Raw genomic sequence first — 15483 nt, 5'->3', positions numbered from 1 at the left:
TTATAAAAATGATAATCAAAAAACAGCCCCCCTATTTCTGACACCTACAGATGGCAAGAAATAGCGCCTGCCAGGCGTCTTTTCCGGCCATTGTCGCAGCGCTGTAACGCGTAAAATAGTGCTTTCTCTTACTCTTCTGGCTGGACCATGAGACTTCTGATTCTGACTCTTTCATTAATAACGCTGGCGGGGTGTACGGTTACTCGCCAGGCCCATGTGAGCGAAGTTGACGCGGCAACAGGTATTGTACGGTTAGTTTATGACCAGGCTTTTTTGCAGCATGCCCATACCGATCGTTATGTCAGTCGCGGGATCGCCGATCGCGCATGCCAGCAGGAAGGCTATACCCACGCGGTCCCCTTTGGTCAGCCAGTAGGCAACTGTAGCCTTTTTGCGGGTTCCTTATGTTTGAATACGGAATTCACTTTGTCATATCAGTGCCATCATTCCGCCTTCCCTGTCTTTCTCTAAATATTTTAATCAGCGAGGGGATCTTCGCTGATTAAAGAAATAGCGGTAATGCGTTTTATTCCCATTCGTATTTTTAATAATTGAAGTTTATATTTTACCTTTTGCAAATAATAAAATAACAAATTATAGTGACGCCACAGCAACAAATATAACCTTTGTGGAGCACTATCATGCTGAAACCAGAAATGATTGAAAAACTTAATGAGCAGATGAACCTGGAACTGTACTCTTCACTGCTTTATCAGCAAATGAGCGCCTGGTGCAGCTATCATACCTTCGAAGGTGCTGCCGCGTTCCTGCGCCGTCACGCCCAGGAAGAGATGACGCATATGCAGCGTCTGTTTGATTACCTGACTGATACCGGCAATTTACCGCGTATTAATACCGTTGAATCTCCGTTTGCTGAATATTCCTCACTTGATGAATTATTCCAGGAAACCTATAAACACGAACAATTAATCACCCAGAAAATTAACGAACTGGCTCATGCTGCAATGACCAATCAGGACTACCCAACATTTAATTTCCTGCAATGGTATGTTTCTGAGCAGCATGAAGAAGAGAAACTGTTCAAATCGATTATTGATAAATTAAGCCTGGCAGGCAAAAGCGGCGAAGGTCTGTATTTTATCGACAAAGAACTCTCTACCCTCGACACACAAAACTAATGCTCTCCGGCGGCAGGTTTACTGCCGCCGTTTCAAATCAGTGACGGCAAATCTTACTCTGATCGGTCGAAAAACCGTCTTCCGAAGGTATAAATTTGCCTTTTGCTGCCAGAAACGCTACCAGCTCTCCCGCAGTCATCCCTTCTGCCGAGCAGGTGTGAAAACGTGCCTGTTCACCAAAACGCGCTTTAATCGCAGCTTCCAGACTGGCATGCGTATATTGCTCGCCTGATTCAATCATCATATTTAACACTTCATGACCGTGAATAGAGTCCATCGTTCCTCCTCAAAAAAAAGCCTAGCGTAGCGATTACCGCTTATGAAGACTTTGCGCCAGCGCAGGACTGAATGCTTTTATTGTACATTTATATTTACACCATATGTAACGTCGGTTTGACGAAGCAGCCGTTATGCCTTAACCTGCGCCGCAGATATCACTCATAAAGATCGTCAGGACAGAAGAAAGCGTGAAAAACAGAACCCTGGGAAGTGTTTTTATCGTGGCGGGAACCACAATTGGCGCAGGCATGCTGGCAATGCCGCTGGCTGCGGCAGGTGTTGGTTTTAGCGTCACGTTAATCTTGTTGATTGGGCTTTGGGCGTTGATGTGCTACACGGCGCTATTACTGCTGGAGGTGTACCAGCATGTTCCGGCAGATACCGGTCTTGGCACGCTGGCAAAACGCTATCTGGGACGCTACGGTCAATGGCTGACGGGCTTCAGTATGATGTTCTTAATGTATGCTCTGACTGCGGCATACATCAGCGGTGCCGGTGAATTGTTGGCCTCCAGCATCAGCGACTGGACAGGTATTTCTATGTCGGCAACCGCTGGCGTGCTGTTGTTCACTTTTGTTGCCGGTGGCGTGGTTTGTGTCGGAACTTCACTGGTCGATTTATTTAACCGTTTTCTGTTCAGCGCCAAGATTATTTTTCTGGTGGTAATGCTGGTACTACTGCTGCCGCATATTCACAAAGTGAATCTTTTAACCCTGCCGTTGCAACAGGGGCTGGCTCTGTCTGCAATCCCGGTGATTTTTACGTCGTTTGGTTTTCACGGTAGCGTGCCGAGTATTGTCAGCTATATGGATGGCAACATTCGTAAGCTACGCTGGGTGTTTATAATCGGTAGTGCGATCCCCCTGGTGGCATATATTTTCTGGCAGGTGGCGACGCTTGGCAGCATTGATTCAACAACCTTTATGGGATTGCTGGCTAATCATGCTGGATTAAACGGGCTGTTACAGGCGTTACGCGAAATGGTGGCCTCTCCGCATGTTGAGCTGGCAGTGCATTTATTTGCTGATTTAGCCCTCGCCACGTCATTTCTCGGCGTTGCGTTAGGCTTATTTGATTATCTGGCTGATTTATTTCAGCGTTCAAATACCGTTGGTGGACGGTTGCAAACTGGTGCAATTACGTTTCTGCCGCCGTTGGCGTTTGCACTGTTTTATCCACGAGGATTTGTGATGGCGCTGGGTTACGCCGGTGTGGCGCTGGCGGTACTGGCATTGATTATCCCTTCGCTGTTGACCTGGCAAAGCAGAAAGCACAATCCTCAGGCGGGTTACCGGGTCAAAGGTGGTCGTCCGGCGCTGGTGGTGGTGTTTCTCTGTGGTATTGCTGTGATTGGCGTGCAATTTTTGATTGCGGCAGGGTTGTTACCAGAAGTGGGGTGATCAGATAGCCTCAAATTCCTTATTGGGTGCCAGAATTAACGCTGACACCCAATTTGGCCTCTTAATGCAGGCAGCACTGCTTAAATTTCTTACCACTACCGCACGGGCAAGGATCGTTACGCCCCGGTTTCTCTTCTGCTTTGATCGGTTGCTGAACAGCTTTTTCCTGCGGATGCGCCATCCAGTACGCATGTAGATCAAGCGCCGCCAGTCGAATGGCATCTACGCTCTCTTCAAACGCTTCTGGCGACATCTTTTCTACCCGCTCGAAGTTTTCCTCAGTACCGTGCAGCGCAATCGCCTCCAGCGCTGGTTTTAACGAATCGGGCAACGTTGACCAGTCAGAAAGTGCCACGCCCCGCATATAGCCAAAGCACCACTCCTCAACAATCGTCAGCTCGCTGCCATCAACTTCTCGCAAGCCGAATAACGGCTCAAACTGCTCCGGGAATTCGTTCAGACGCTCTGCGGTATCGGCCATATGTTGAAAAGCCAGATTCATAAAGCGCGTCATCTCTTTCTCTGACGCCCAGCGCGGCACATAGTCAGCCCCACCCCACACGGCAACCAGCCACTGTTCCGGTTCAATCTCTTGCGGAGAACTCAACACCGCCGTCAATAAACCGTCCAGCTCCGCCACATCAAGGATGGCGTGGTCAGTGTTGTATTTGGTCAGAATATCGTCCAGCCATTCCAACTCACTTTCGTTTAACGGTCCCGTTTTCATACGCTTTTCCTTGTGGATCTCAACTCGCCAGCACCTATCTTACATGCCGGTCCGTATCAGAGATACTTTTTGAGTGGCTTTGCTGGTGATTAAAAATTAGGGAGGGTGTAACGACAAGTTGCAGGCACAAAAAAACCACCCGAAGGTGGTTTCACGACACTGCTTATTGCTTTGATTTTATTCTTATCTTTCCCATGGTACCCGGAGCGGGACTTGAACCCGCACAGCGCGAACGCCGAGGGATTTTAAATCCCTTGTGTCTACCGATTCCACCATCCGGGCTCGGGAAGAAAGTGGAGGCGCGTTCCGGAGTCGAACCGGACTAGACGGATTTGCAATCCGCTACATAACCGCTTTGTTAACGCGCCAAATTCTTCAGGCCTTTCAGCCAGACATCCGCTTGACGCCGATGTCTTTTAAACTGGAGCGGGAAACGAGACTCGAACTCGCGACCCCGACCTTGGCAAGGTCGTGCTCTACCAACTGAGCTATTCCCGCATTCATCAAGCAATCAGTTAATCACTTGATTTTATTATCGTCTGGCAATCAGTGCCGCCGTTCGATGCGTTGCATTCTACTTACCTGGCGCGATGAGTCAACGATATTTTTCACCACTTTTGATCGTTTGCTGAAAATTACGCCGAAACGATCACTGATCAAGCAAATCTGCACGCGCAGCGCTCAAATATTGCAACATTGACCACAGAGTCAGTACCGCAGCCACAAAGAAAAGTGCAATACCGGCGTACTCAACCCAAATGTTCGGACGCCACAGCAGCCATGCCAACGCCACCATCTGGGCAGTGGTTTTCACTTTCCCAATCCAGGAGACGGCCACGCTACTGCGTTTACCCAACTCCGCCATCCATTCGCGTAGCGCAGAAATAATAATTTCACGGGCGATCATCGTTGCCGCCGGTAATGTCACCCACCAGCTGTGATAATGCTCGGTTACCAGCACCATGGCGATAGCCACGAGAACTTTATCTGCCACAGGGTCAAGGAAAGCACCAAACCGGGTACTCTGGTTCCAGCGGCGTGCCAGAAAACCATCGAACCAGTCAGTCACCGCCGCGACGCAGAAAATGAGCGCGGCGGCAAACGGCGACCAGGTGACAGGCAGATAAAAGACCAATACAAAGAATGGGATAAGGATGACACGGAACAGTGTAAGCAACGTAGGGATATTAAATTGCATAATGACGGGTAACTATCTGTTGTCAGTAAGATTACCCCTATGTTGCTACAGAGACATCAATGTTTCAACGACCAGAAGATCTTTTCTGCCAGACCTTGCGAAATACCCGGCACTTTTGCAATTTCCTCGACGCTGGCGTTACGTAAACCTTGCAAACCGCCCATATATTTCAACAACATTTGCCGACGTTTTGGCCCGACGCCTTCAATGGTTTCCAGGGAACTGGTATTTTTGACCTTCGCCCTTTTTTTACGGTGCCCGCCAATCGCGTGATCATGTGATTCATCGCGAATATGCTGGATAACATGCAGCGCGGGTGAATCTGGCGGCAAACTGAATCCCTCACCTTCCGGCTCAAAGAACAGTGTTTCCAGCCCAGCCTTACGATCTGCTCCTTTGGCAACGCCAAGTAGCAGTGGATGATTTTTATCCCATGAGACATCCAGTTCGGCGAAGACATTTTTCGCCTGCGCAAGCTGGCCTTTGCCGCCGTCGATAAGGATCACATCCGGGATCTTACTGTCGTCAATGGCTTTACCATAACGCCGACGCAGCACCTGATTCATCGCCGCATAATCATCGCCCGGCGTGATACCTGTAATGTTATAGCGCCGATACTCCGCACGCAGCGGGCCGTTAGCATCAAACACCACACAGGAAGCGACGGTTTGTTCGCCCATGGTATGGCTGATGTCAAAGCACTCCATCCGCTTCACTTCCGGCAATTTCAACACGCTGGCAAGCGCGGTCAGTCGCTGGTGAACGGTAGATTGCTGCGAAAGTTTGCTGGTTAAGGCCGTCGCCGCATTGGTGCGCGCGAGTTTCAGATAACGCGCCCTATCGCCGCGAGGTTTGGTTTGAACATTAATCTTGCGTCCCGCCAGTTCTGAAAGGGAATCGGCGAGCAGCGTTTTATCGCTAAGATTAAAATCGAGCAGGATCTCACCCGGTAAGGTGCGCATCTGGCTGCCTTGTAAATAGAACTGGCCTACGAAGGTTTCTACCACCTCGCTCAGTTCCGTACCGCCAGGCACTTTCGGGAAATAGCTGCGGCTGCCGAGCACTTTGCCCTGACGAATGAACAATACGTGGACACAAGCCATGCCCGCATCGAACGCCACACCAATAACGTCGAGGTCGTCGCCGGTATTGGAAACGAATTGTTTTTCGGTGACGCGTCGCACCGCCTGAATTTGGTCGCGAATACGTGCAGCTTCTTCAAACTCCAGATTCTGGCTGGCAGTTTCCATACGACTAATGAGTTGCGTAAGCACCTGATCATCTTTGCCAGACAAAAACAGGCGCACATACTCGACCTGCTGAGCGTATTCTTCTTCACTCACCAGTCCTTCAACGCACGGTCCCAGACAGCGCCCTATCTGGTATTGCAGACACGGACGCGAGCGATTGCGATAAACACTATTTTCGCACTGGCGAATGGGGAAAATCTTTTGCAGTAGCGCCAGTGTTTCACGTACGGCATAGCCATTCGGGAACGGGCCGAAATATTCACCTTTGGCATGCTTCGCACCACGATGCATCGCCAGACGCGGGTGGGTATCACCACTCAGGAAGATAAAAGGATATGATTTATCATCGCGTAGCAAAACGTTGTAACGCGGCTGATAGAGTTTGATGTAGTTGTGTTCCAGCAACAGCGCTTCGGTTTCTGTGTGAGTAACCGTTACATCAATTTGCTGGATCTGGGCGACCAGCGCTTCGGTTTTGCGCGAAGCGAGGTTGCTACGGAAATAGCTGGAAAGCCGTTTTTTCAGGTCTTTCGCTTTGCCGACATAGATAACCGTACCACCAGCATCGTACATGCGATAAACGCCTGGCTGGCTGGTTACGGTTTTTAAAAACGCTTTTGCGTCAAACTGATCACTCACTGACTTGATAATGTCTCCGCATTACACAGACCATGGCGAATTGCCAGGTGAGTCAGCTCAACATCGCCATGAATGTTTAGTTTACTGAACATACGATAGCGGTAGCTGTTCACCGTTTTCGGACTGAGATTGAGCTGTTCTGAGATCTCATTGACCTTCTGGCCCTTGGTGATCATCAGCATAATCTGCAATTCACGTTCAGACAAACTGGCAAATGGGCTTTCTGTTTTTTCTGGTTCGATCTGGCTTAACGCCATTTGTTGAGCGATGTCAGAAGCAATGTAACGCTGCCCTGAATAGACAGAACGAATCGCACTCACAACTTCCTGCGGAGCCGCGCCTTTGCTGAGGTAGCCCGCAGCACCGGCCTGCATGACTTTCGCTGGTAAAGGGTTTTCTGTATGGACGGTAAGCATGATGATTTTGACATCAGCTGTGGAACGCGCGATTTTACGCGTCGCCTCAAGACCGCCAATGCCCGGCATACTCATGTCCATTAGCACCACGTCAACGGCATTTGTCCGGCACCACTTAACGGCGTCTTCACCGCACGATGCCTCACCGACGACTTTTATACCCTTTATATCTTCCAGAATGCGTCGTATCCCTGCGCGCACCAGTTCGTGGTCATCAACAAGTAGAACGTTGATCAAAGGAATATCTCCAGAAATAGGGATAACGCTACTGATAGTTAGTCATTCGTATATTAGCGGTTTTTATTGCAACTTTGAAACGTTAAAAATGGTGGGTATTCGATTTTTCTCTCGTTTTTGTCAATTCGATTGTCCACAGTTATGGTCACGCCCATCACCAACGGCTTACCGGATCGTTTCACAGTAAGCCCTACGATGAAATGTGACAAAAATTGACTTTATTCAGCAAAAATGAAAATCAGCCCGCTGAATATGTAACATTAATTAACCCGAACAATACGGGCAAAAAACATTCATGATAAAAATATTTATTGGTCATTATATTAACGTATTTTATAGCACTGCCGATATCACGCTCAAAAAACAACCACTGCTATTTTTAGCAAAGCTTATGGTATACTCCGCCGCCTTAACATTTTTCACCGCAAATTTTCATTGCAACATGACGAGGAAAATAAATGAGTACGCCTGATTTTTCTACTGCCGAGAATAATCAAGAACTGGCAAATGAAGTCTCCTGCCTGAAAGCGATGCTGACGCTGATGCTGCAGGCGATGGGACAAGCTGACGCGGGCCGCGTGATGTTAAAGATGGAAAAACAGCTTGCGCTGATCGAAGACGAAACCCAGGCTGCAGTATTTTCCAAAACGGTTAAGCAAATTAAACAAGCCTACCGTCAGTAATATAAAACCGGCTGAGAGCGTGCCTTTCAGCCGGTTTTTGCATCTGGCACGCAGAAAGAAAAGCGATCAAATTAAGCCAGTAGCGGCCGCGTAACAGGCCACCTGGGTCTTATTTGGTGCATTGATTTTTTTCTGCATGTTTTTCTGATGGAAATTGACCGTATTCTCAGAGATTGACAAAATCATCGCTATCTCTGCTGATGTCTTCCCTTCCGCCGTCCATTTCAGAATTTCTTTTTCGCGCTTGCTGAAATTCATCTCTGGCGTCATCACTATTTCATCATTTAAACGCATCAGAGCCATCAGACTTTCGCGCACCAGTAACTGCATTTTTAATTGCAGTTCATCACTAAGAATGGGTATTTCGCGCGTGCTGCAACGGGAAAAGGACAAAAAGCCCAGCGCCCGATTTGGCAGCATTAAATACTGAGTGACACCGCGGCGTAAACCATGTGCGCGCGCGGCTTCCCATAACGGCTGTGCTTCGCTGAATAAGTCATCATTCCACATTAAATGGCCCTGACTAAAGTTTTCAGGGTTCAGCACCGGATCAATTGCGAGAAAGTTTTTTGCCTGATAATAACTAACCCACGCCTCAGGGTAATTGGTGTAGAAAGCCACTTTAGGTCGCGTGAATGGTACCGGGTGGCGAACACATAACGAATAGTAATCGTACTCCAGCTGCTGAGCCTGAAGCTCTATTTCATGGTAGACCTCTTCTGCGGCCTCCATCCTCTGAAAACGCAACAGCATCGTGCGACGCCAGCTGAAAAAATCCGTATCCTGCATAGTAAACCGCAACGCCCCTGAGAGTGAGTATCATTTATAATGATAATTCAAACTATCACATAAATAAGATTTATATATAATTTATATTATTCAGGCAATGAATTACTTTTGCAAGCCATCGCATTCTCTTATGTTATTAATGAGTTATGCTGATTTGTTAAGCAGTTTTATCACGCTTGAAATGGCGTCCCGCCCCGACAGGTGAATCGTCGGGGCTGATTTTTTCTTATTATTGCAGCAGAAACTTCTCGAGGAACTGGCGGGTGCGAGGCTGCTGGGGATCGGCAAATAACGCTTTTGCTGCCCCCTGCTCGACTATCCGCCCCTGGTCCATAAAAATCGCCCGGTCCGCAACATCCCGGGCAAAGCTCATTTCGTGCGTCACAATCACCATCGTGCGCTTTTCCTGCGCCAGCTGGCGGATTGTGTTCAGGACTTCGCCCACCAGCTCTGGATCCAGCGCTGACGTTGGCTCGTCAAACAAAATCACCTCAGGACGCATTGCCAGCGCACGCGCAATCGCAACACGCTGCTGTTGACCGCCAGACAAACGACGTGGATAGCTGGTTTCTTTACCGGCCAGCCCAACTTTCGCCAGCAGCTCGCGAGCGCGCGCCGTGGCCTCTTCTTTCGGTTCGCCTTTGACGATCACCGGCCCTTCAATAATGTTTTCCAGCACCGTACGATGCGGAAACAAATTAAAGTTCTGGAAGACAAACCCGACGTGCTGACGCAACTGGCGAATCAGCGATTTTTGCTGACTTAATGAACGTGCAGTATCAATAGTGATATCGCCAACGGTGATCGTTCCCGCTTCCGGTTGTTCCAGCAGATTTATGCTGCGTAGCAACGTGGTTTTGCCGGAACCACTCGGACCGATAATTGCCACCACTTCGCCAGGCTTTACCTCGAGGTCGATACCGTGCAGCACCGTCTGACCGTGAAATTTTTTCACCAGGTTCTTAACTTCAATGGCACTCATTTTGGTTCTCTCTCCTGGCGATTAAGTTGATTCTCAAAATGGTTCTGCAACGTCGATAATACTGTCGCCATGATCCAGTAGATGAGCGAAGCCGCCAGGTACATGGTGAACACCTCCAGCGTGCGCGAGGTAATCAACTGCGCTTGACGGAACAGCTCCGGCACCTGGATTGTCGCGGCCAGCGACGTATCTTTTACCAGGCTGATAAAGCTGTTCGACAGCGGCGGCAACGCCACCCGCGCCGCCTGTGGCAAAATCGCGCGACGCATGGTCTGCCACGGCGTCATACCAATACTGGCAGCGGCTTCCCACTGACCTTTATCAATAGAAGAAATGGCGGCGCGCAGCGTTTCGGCAGCATAGGCGGCAGTGTTCAGCGACAGACCAATCATTGCTGACGGAATGGGATCTAATTCGATACCAAACTGCGGCAGGCCGTAATAGATCATAAACAGTTGTGCGATGAGCGGTGTACCACGAAAAATAGAGATATAAAAACGCGCCAGCCAGCGCACGGGCCAGATTGGCGACAGACGCATCAGCGCGAGAATAAACCCTAGCAGTAAGCCAAAAAACATGCCGCCGATACTGAGTTGCAGGGTATACCCAGCCCCTTTCAACAGGAACGGCAAGGAATCAATAACCAGTTGTATACTTTCTTGCATGAGCGTTCCCGGAGCTAAACGTGGGGATGATAGGCGAACAGCGCAGGCGCGCCGCCGGTATGAATAAACAGAATCGGCCCTTCATCTTTGAAGCGTTTCTGACTGATACCGTCAATCAGCCCCGCCATCGCTTTTCCGGTATACACAGGATCAAGCAGAATGCCTTCCAGACGCGCCAGCAATTTCACTGCTTCCATGCCTTCGTCGTTCGGCACGCCGTAGCCAGGTGCAAAATAGTCATCCCAGAGTAAAATTTCCGCTGATACGGTCAGCTCCAGTTCTTTCGCAATCGCCTGTTGTAGGTTAACCACTTTCGGCAATTGATCGGCAACGGAACGCGACACGGTCACGCCAATCAGTTCGCTTTCAGGCATCAGGTGTTCCAGCCCAACAGCCAATCCGGCGTGAGTTCCGGCACTGCCCGATGCGACCACCACCGACGAAATATTAACCGCCCCTTCACACTGTTGCGCGATTTCCAGCGCACTCTCCACATAACCCAGCGCGCCCAGAGCATTAGAACCGCCAACCGGAATGACATACGGGCGAAAGCCTTGTGCTTCGACTCGCGTCGCCAGCTCTTCCAGTTGGGCATTGGGATCGGTCAGTGCGTCGCACATTTCAATCTGGGTATTGAACAGATCCAGCAACAAACGATTGCCGTTGGTTAAATAGTTTTCTGCGGTTGTGCCAATAGGATTTTCCAGCAGCGCCACGCAGTGCAGACCGAGTTTCGCCGCGACTGCGGCAGTCTGGCGCACATGGTTAGACTGGATCGCGCCGGCAGTAATCAGCGTATCGGCACCTTCGCGCAGGGCATCTGCCGCGAGAAATTCCAGCTTACGTAATTTATTGCCGCCCATTGCCATGGGTGTGACGTCATCCCGTTTGATGAAAATTTCCCGTCCAAGATAATCAGAAAAGCGCGGCAGATATTCGAGCGGCGTTGGCGCGCCGATAAACTCCAACCGTGGAAAACGGGTTAAATTATGCAGTGGCATAACAGCCTCCGATGTGTGTTGTTGTGATTTTCTTATTATGCACGCTGAAAACGCGTAAATAAAAAAGGCGCTAGTGAAAGCGCCCTTTTTTGTCATTATGCTGATTATTTGGTCACATCAGCACCAAACCATTTTTCGGAAAGAGCTTGCAGAGTGCCGTCTTTTTGCATTTCCGCAATTGCATCATTCACTGCTTTCAGCAGGTCTTCATTTCCTTTACGCAGCGCCACGCCAGACTCCTGACGGGAGAATGCTTCACCGGTTACTGCCAGCGTATCGTTGGTTTTCTTTACCAGATCCAGCGCTGCCAGACGGTCAACGAGGATCGCATCGATACGGCCTACGCGCAGATCCTGATATTTGGTCGGGTCATCATCATAGGTACGCACATCGACGCCCTGAACATTCTGCCGCAGCCACTCTTCATAGTTGGTGCCCAGACCGACACCCACTTTTTTGCCTTTCAGATCAGCAGCCGTTTTAATGGTGCCTTCGTTACCTTTTTTCACCAGCGCCTGAATACCGGAAATGGTGTAAGGGGTAGAGAAATCGTATTTTTTCTTGCGCTCGTCAGAAATGGTGACCTGATTAATCACCACATCAATGCGTTTAGAGTCCAGCGACGCCAGCATACCGTCCCATTTGGTCGGTTTTAGTGACGCCTCAACGCCAAGATGTTTTGCCAGCTGTTGGGCAAATTCCACTTCAAAACCGGTTAATTTGCCGTCATCCCCCTGAAAACTGAACGGCGGATAAGTGCCTTCCAGCCCTACCAGCAGCGTGCCGCGCTCTTTGACTTTATTAAGCAGACCTTCATCTGCAAAACTTTTAACGCTCATGCCCGCAACCAGCGCCACGGCCATCACACCCATCAATGCCTGACGTCCCAGATGTGCTAATTTCATATTCACCCCGAATGTTGTTATGTCTGTTTGCAGTGTAGAGCCATTGTTTGTAAACACAAAAACAACTCCGCTACATCTTATTCTTATTTAATATATATCAGAAGCAGGCAGGCTGGAGGATTTCTGCACAAGTCCGGTACAGGTTTGCCGCTGATAGTGTTGATACTTCCGTAATGCGATGCGGTAATTGTTGGTGCTGGTGGTGGGCAGCCACGGGGCGAGGATTTCATCAAGGAAACCGTCCTGCAGCTGATCGAGGGAAATATTTTGCTCGTGTAGATGATTCCCCAAACGGCGCAGACGAACGACATATTCACGCACCGTACCAGGGCTCATTTCAGTTTGCTCAAAAAGAAATTGCTTAAAGCCGATAATATCGAAAAAATCACTCTGCGTTTTGCAATGTAAATCACCGCAAAATCGGCACAATGCCGCCCATGATTTTTGTTCCGTTTGCCAGCCATTTTCATCAAGCAGCGCGTCCAGGCGGGAAATCTCGATTTTATTCACTATTTTGCCGTCGCGAACGAGGGTAATGCGATCGAGTAATTTACGGCAATGCGCGCAATGAGTCTGGCTGTGTTTAAAGTCTTTAAGATAGCGGCTTAATGGCCGTCTTTTCAGGTGCTGCACCATCATTAAGAACTCCTGGTAGTCAAAATTAAAGTGCGGCATTTACTGACGTTATAACTTACCCAGTTTAGTGCGTAACCGTTTAATGGCCTGGCTGTGTAACTGACTGACCCGCGATTCCCCGACCTCCAGCACCGCGCCAATCTCTTTGAGATTCAGCTCTTCCTGGTAATAGAGGGTTAATACCAGTTTTTCGCGCTCCGGCAACGTTTCGATAGCTTCCATCACCCGCTGGCGCAGATTACTGTCCAGCAGTTGTTGTAGCGGGTTTTCTCGCTGATGATCATCAGTAACCAGTTCGATGCTATCGCCGTGCTCTTCGCGCCACTCATCGTAGGAGAAGAGCTGGCTGTTATTGGTGTCGAGCAACATTTGGCGATAATCGGCAATATCGATCCCTAAACGTTCCGCTACCTCAGTTTCCGTGGCGTTGCGGCCAAGTTCCTGCTCCAGTTGCCCTATTGCCTGTGCCACTTCACGCGCGTTGCGTCGCACGCTGCGCGGCACCCAGTCACGGCTGCGAAGTTCATCCAGCATAGCGCCACGGATACGCTGCACTGCGTAAGTTGTAAATGCCGTTCCTTGTAGGGCGTCATAGCGTTCGACGGCATTAAGTAACCCAATGCCGCCCGCCTGTAGCAGATCGTCAAGTTCCACGCTCGCGGGCAGTCGAACCTGCAGGCGCAATGCTTCGTGACGCACCAGCGGGACATAACGCTGCCACAGCGAGTGTTTATCCATTACACCTTCAGCGGTATAGAGTGAATTCACGATAAACAGCCCTGCGTTATATGAGTTATCGGCATGATTATCCGTTTCTGCAGGGTTTTTAATCGGACGATTAGTGGGTGAAATGAGGGGTTATTTGGGGGTTACCGGTAAATTGCGGACAGAAAAAACCCCGCCGGTGGCGGGGAAGCACGTTGCTGACAAATTGCGCTTCATGTTGCCGGATGCGGCGTAAACGCCTTAACCGGCCTACAAAAATGTGCAAATTCAATAAATTGCAATTCACCTTGTAGGCCTGATAAGCGCAGCGCATCAGGCAATTTGGCGTTGCCGTCAGTCTCAGTTAATCAGGTTACGACGATTAACCCTGCAGCAGAGACAGAACCTGCTGCGGTACCTGGTTAGCTTTGGACAGCACGGAGTTACCTGCCTGCTGGATGATCTGCGCTTTCGACATGTTGGACACTTCGGTCGCATAGTCGGCGTCCTGAATGCGGGACTGCGCTTCAGACAGGTTGGTGGTGGTGTTGTTCAGGTTGGTGATAGCGGAATCGAGACGGTTCTGCACGGCACCTAGAGAAGACCGGAATTTGTCGACTGATGCAATAGCTTTATCCAGAAGCGCCAGCGGATCCTCAGTTGAAGCACCTTCAAATTGCTCAGTCGCAGTTGTGGTTACCTTACCATTAGTATCAGTAACATCACTTAAATTCAGATCAGTTAACTCAAGAGCTGTTGCTCCATTCTTAAGAATGTCTGCCGCATCACCAGCAGAATAGTTTTTGCCTTGAAGTGTGACGAAACCTTGAGCTGTGCCGTCTTTATCTGCTGAAACTTTGATCAGCTGACCTGTTTGCTTGGCATCGTCAACACCGTTCGCATAATCATCATAAGTAACATCAATGGTGTTTAAGGTTACTTTACCTGAAGCGGCATTAACAGAAGCAGCATAGAAGTCTTTACCTGACTGAACAACATAATCAGCTGTTGCCTTACCATCTTTATCAAGGATGTTGTGCAGCGACAGGCTTGACGTATCGGAAACCCCCAATTTGGCTGCGATTGCTGCAGACTCATCAGTATCACCGAAGTTAACATCAACAGGTTCATTGCCAGCGGCTTGCGGGATAGATGTGATAGCATTGCTGACATTAAGAGAGTTTTTAGAAACTGAGAAGCCATTCAGCCCCAAAGTTGAAGAATCAATTTTCTTCAGATCGATGGAGATAGTTTGACCATCATTCGCACCAACCTGAATTTTCATTGAACCATCTTTGGAAAGAACATTAACGCCGTTGAACTGAGTCTGACCGGATACGCGGTCAATTTCATCGAGACGGGATTTGATTTCGTCCTGTATTGAAGACAGGTCAGAATCAGAGTTAGTACCGGTAGTGGCCTGAACGGTCAATTCACGAACACGCTGCAGGTTGTTGTTGATTTCAGACAGTGCGCCTTCAGTGGTCTGCGCCAGAGAGATACCGTCGTTGGCGTTACGTGCGGCCTGAGTCAGACCTTTGATGTTAGAAGTGAAGCGGTTAGCAATCGCCTGGCCCGCAGCGTCATCTTTAGCGCTGTTAATGCGCAGACCAGAAGAGAGGCGCTCGATAGAAGTCGACAGCGCAGACTGGTTTTTGTTGATGTTGTTCTGAGTGATCAGCGAGAGGCTGTTGGTATTAATGACTTGTGCCATGATTCATTTTCCTGTTTTCAAGTCTACGGTTTAAGTATTGGGCTTCCACCCTTCGGCTTCGTCGCCGTCAACCCTGTTATCGTCTGGTCACTCACAACCTTTAGAATTTTTTTCTAGC

18 protein-coding genes and 3 tRNA genes are annotated in these 15483 nt (G+C 49.3%); 5 read left to right on the top strand and 16 right to left on the bottom strand.

Going from position 1 to position 15483, the window contains the following annotated elements; translation table 11 throughout:
* Positions 1-147 precede the first annotated feature (147 nt).
* Both E0D98_RS07065 and ftnA read left to right on the top strand, forming a co-directional pair.
* A complete protein-coding gene (locus tag E0D98_RS07065; RefSeq protein WP_001237869.1) occupies positions 148-471 on the top strand; it encodes a YecR-like lipofamily protein in 324 nt (107 codons plus the stop codon).
* Positions 472-641: 170 nt separating this feature from the next.
* Entirely contained in the window at positions 642-1139 is a 498-nt protein-coding gene (gene ftnA / locus E0D98_RS07060; protein WP_000917208.1) for a non-heme ferritin, read from the top strand.
* A 37-nt stretch (positions 1140-1176) separates the two neighbouring features.
* Here ftnA and E0D98_RS07055 read toward each other — a convergent pair whose 3' ends face one another.
* A complete protein-coding gene (locus E0D98_RS07055) occupies positions 1177-1416 on the bottom strand; it encodes a YecH family metal-binding protein (RefSeq protein WP_000377223.1) in 240 nt (79 codons plus the stop codon).
* Between the two features lie 190 nt (positions 1417-1606).
* Between E0D98_RS07055 and tyrP the strand changes: the two genes are divergently transcribed.
* On the top strand, positions 1607-2818 hold the full coding sequence (gene tyrP / locus E0D98_RS07050) for a tyrosine transporter TyrP (protein WP_000797560.1): 1212 nt from the start codon (positions 1607-1609) through the stop codon (positions 2816-2818).
* 61 nt (positions 2819-2879) lie between these two features.
* Here the strand turns inward: tyrP and yecA are convergent, their stop codons facing one another.
* The 7 genes from yecA to uvrY form a co-directional block, all read right to left on the bottom strand.
* Positions 2880-3545 carry a UPF0149 family protein YecA gene (gene yecA / locus E0D98_RS07045; RefSeq protein ID WP_000847902.1) on the bottom strand — a complete coding sequence of 222 codons (666 nt, stop codon included), beginning with the start codon at positions 3543-3545 and terminating at the stop codon, positions 2880-2882.
* Positions 3546-3740: 195 nt separating this feature from the next.
* Positions 3741-3827, bottom strand: a tRNA-Leu gene (locus tag E0D98_RS07040).
* Between the two features lie 12 nt (positions 3828-3839).
* Positions 3840-3913, bottom strand: a tRNA-Cys gene (locus E0D98_RS07035).
* A gap of 54 nt (positions 3914-3967) precedes the next feature.
* A tRNA-Gly gene (locus tag E0D98_RS07030) sits at positions 3968-4043 on the bottom strand.
* 151 nt (positions 4044-4194) lie between these two features.
* Positions 4195-4743: a CDP-diacylglycerol--glycerol-3-phosphate 3-phosphatidyltransferase gene (gene pgsA / locus E0D98_RS07025; protein ID WP_001160187.1), complete on the bottom strand. Its 549-nt coding sequence runs from the start codon at positions 4741-4743 to the stop codon at positions 4195-4197.
* 56 nt (positions 4744-4799) lie between these two features.
* The gene (uvrC, locus tag E0D98_RS07020; RefSeq protein WP_001283421.1) at positions 4800-6632 is read right to left on the bottom strand and encodes an excinuclease ABC subunit UvrC; all 1833 of its coding nucleotides are present in this window, start codon (positions 6630-6632) and stop codon (positions 4800-4802) included.
* Complete coding sequence (uvrY, locus tag E0D98_RS07015; protein WP_000611335.1) at positions 6629-7285, bottom strand: UvrY/SirA/GacA family response regulator transcription factor; 657 nt, start codon at positions 7283-7285, stop codon at positions 6629-6631. Before uvrY ends, uvrC begins: the two co-directional genes overlap by 4 nt.
* A gap of 295 nt (positions 7286-7580) precedes the next feature.
* Between uvrY and yecU the strand changes: the two genes are divergently transcribed.
* Together yecU and yecF are read left to right on the top strand one after the other, a co-directional pair.
* A complete protein-coding gene (gene yecU / locus E0D98_RS07010) occupies positions 7581-7757 on the top strand; it encodes a protein YecU (RefSeq protein WP_000590347.1) in 177 nt (58 codons plus the stop codon).
* The gene (gene yecF / locus E0D98_RS07005) at positions 7744-7968 is read left to right on the top strand and encodes a DUF2594 family protein YecF (protein ID WP_000106474.1); all 225 of its coding nucleotides are present in this window, start codon (positions 7744-7746) and stop codon (positions 7966-7968) included. Before yecU ends, yecF begins: the two co-directional genes overlap by 14 nt.
* Positions 7969-8034: 66 nt before the next feature.
* On the opposite strand, the gene sdiA is transcribed toward yecF, so the two are convergent.
* From sdiA to E0D98_RS06965, 8 genes are all read right to left on the bottom strand, one after another.
* Positions 8035-8757 (bottom strand): transcriptional regulator SdiA, encoded by a 723-nt coding sequence (gene sdiA, locus E0D98_RS07000; protein WP_001154271.1) that lies wholly within the window; start codon positions 8755-8757, stop codon positions 8035-8037.
* 229 nt (positions 8758-8986) lie between these two features.
* Positions 8987-9739 carry an L-cystine ABC transporter ATP-binding protein TcyN gene (tcyN, locus tag E0D98_RS06995; RefSeq protein WP_001272994.1) on the bottom strand — a complete coding sequence of 251 codons (753 nt, stop codon included), beginning with the start codon at positions 9737-9739 and terminating at the stop codon, positions 8987-8989.
* Complete coding sequence (gene tcyL, locus E0D98_RS06990) at positions 9736-10404, bottom strand: cystine ABC transporter permease (protein ID WP_001158220.1); 669 nt, start codon at positions 10402-10404, stop codon at positions 9736-9738. Before tcyL ends, tcyN begins: the two co-directional genes overlap by 4 nt.
* Positions 10405-10418: 14 nt before the next feature.
* A complete protein-coding gene (gene dcyD / locus E0D98_RS06985) occupies positions 10419-11405 on the bottom strand; it encodes a D-cysteine desulfhydrase (RefSeq protein ID WP_024176155.1) in 987 nt (328 codons plus the stop codon).
* 104 nt (positions 11406-11509) lie between these two features.
* Entirely contained in the window at positions 11510-12310 is an 801-nt protein-coding gene (gene tcyJ / locus E0D98_RS06980; RefSeq protein WP_001295643.1) for a cystine ABC transporter substrate-binding protein, read from the bottom strand.
* 87 nt (positions 12311-12397) lie between these two features.
* The gene (fliZ, locus tag E0D98_RS06975; RefSeq protein WP_001356303.1) at positions 12398-12949 is read right to left on the bottom strand and encodes a flagella biosynthesis regulatory protein FliZ; all 552 of its coding nucleotides are present in this window, start codon (positions 12947-12949) and stop codon (positions 12398-12400) included.
* Between the two features lie 45 nt (positions 12950-12994).
* On the bottom strand, positions 12995-13714 hold the full coding sequence (fliA, locus tag E0D98_RS06970; protein ID WP_001087467.1) for an RNA polymerase sigma factor FliA: 720 nt from the start codon (positions 13712-13714) through the stop codon (positions 12995-12997).
* A gap of 319 nt (positions 13715-14033) precedes the next feature.
* Positions 14034-15365, bottom strand: a complete 1332-nt coding sequence (locus E0D98_RS06965) for a FliC/FljB family flagellin (RefSeq protein WP_000079774.1) — start codon at positions 15363-15365, stop codon at positions 14034-14036.
* Positions 15366-15483: the final 118 nt, after the last annotated feature.

The sequence above is a fragment of the Escherichia sp. KCJ4928 genome (assembly GCF_004352695.1).
GTDB lineage: Bacteria > Pseudomonadota > Gammaproteobacteria > Enterobacterales > Enterobacteriaceae > ECMA0423.
The sequence above is the reverse complement of the archived record's forward strand: the minus strand, read 5'-3'. Positions and strand labels throughout refer to the sequence as shown.

What these genes read in the sequence shown, in the direction of transcription:
- fliZ (WP_001356303.1), bottom strand. Translation starts at nt 12,949, where the DNA reads ATGATGGTGCAGCACCTGAAAAGACGGCCATTAAGCCGCTATCTTAAA.
- E0D98_RS07065 (WP_001237869.1), top strand. Translation starts at nt 148, where the DNA reads ATGAGACTTCTGATTCTGACTCTTTCATTAATAACGCTGGCGGGGTGT.
- sdiA (WP_001154271.1), bottom strand. Translation starts at nt 8,757, where the DNA reads ATGCAGGATACGGATTTTTTCAGCTGGCGTCGCACGATGCTGTTGCGT.
- E0D98_RS07055 (WP_000377223.1), bottom strand. Translation starts at nt 1,416, where the DNA reads ATGGACTCTATTCACGGTCATGAAGTGTTAAATATGATGATTGAATCA.
- yecA (WP_000847902.1), bottom strand. Translation starts at nt 3,545, where the DNA reads ATGAAAACGGGACCGTTAAACGAAAGTGAGTTGGAATGGCTGGACGAT.
- dcyD (WP_024176155.1), bottom strand. Translation starts at nt 11,405, where the DNA reads ATGCCACTGCATAATTTAACCCGTTTTCCACGGTTGGAGTTTATCGGC.
- tcyN (WP_001272994.1), bottom strand. Translation starts at nt 9,739, where the DNA reads ATGAGTGCCATTGAAGTTAAGAACCTGGTGAAAAAATTTCACGGTCAG.
- E0D98_RS06965 (WP_000079774.1), bottom strand. Translation starts at nt 15,365, where the DNA reads ATGGCACAAGTCATTAATACCAACAGCCTCTCGCTGATCACTCAGAAC.
- ftnA (WP_000917208.1), top strand. Translation starts at nt 642, where the DNA reads ATGCTGAAACCAGAAATGATTGAAAAACTTAATGAGCAGATGAACCTG.
- yecU (WP_000590347.1), top strand. Translation starts at nt 7,581, where the DNA reads ATGATAAAAATATTTATTGGTCATTATATTAACGTATTTTATAGCACT.
- tcyJ (WP_001295643.1), bottom strand. Translation starts at nt 12,310, where the DNA reads ATGAAATTAGCACATCTGGGACGTCAGGCATTGATGGGTGTGATGGCC.
- yecF (WP_000106474.1), top strand. Translation starts at nt 7,744, where the DNA reads ATGAGTACGCCTGATTTTTCTACTGCCGAGAATAATCAAGAACTGGCA.
- tcyL (WP_001158220.1), bottom strand. Translation starts at nt 10,404, where the DNA reads ATGCAAGAAAGTATACAACTGGTTATTGATTCCTTGCCGTTCCTGTTG.
- pgsA (WP_001160187.1), bottom strand. Translation starts at nt 4,743, where the DNA reads ATGCAATTTAATATCCCTACGTTGCTTACACTGTTCCGTGTCATCCTT.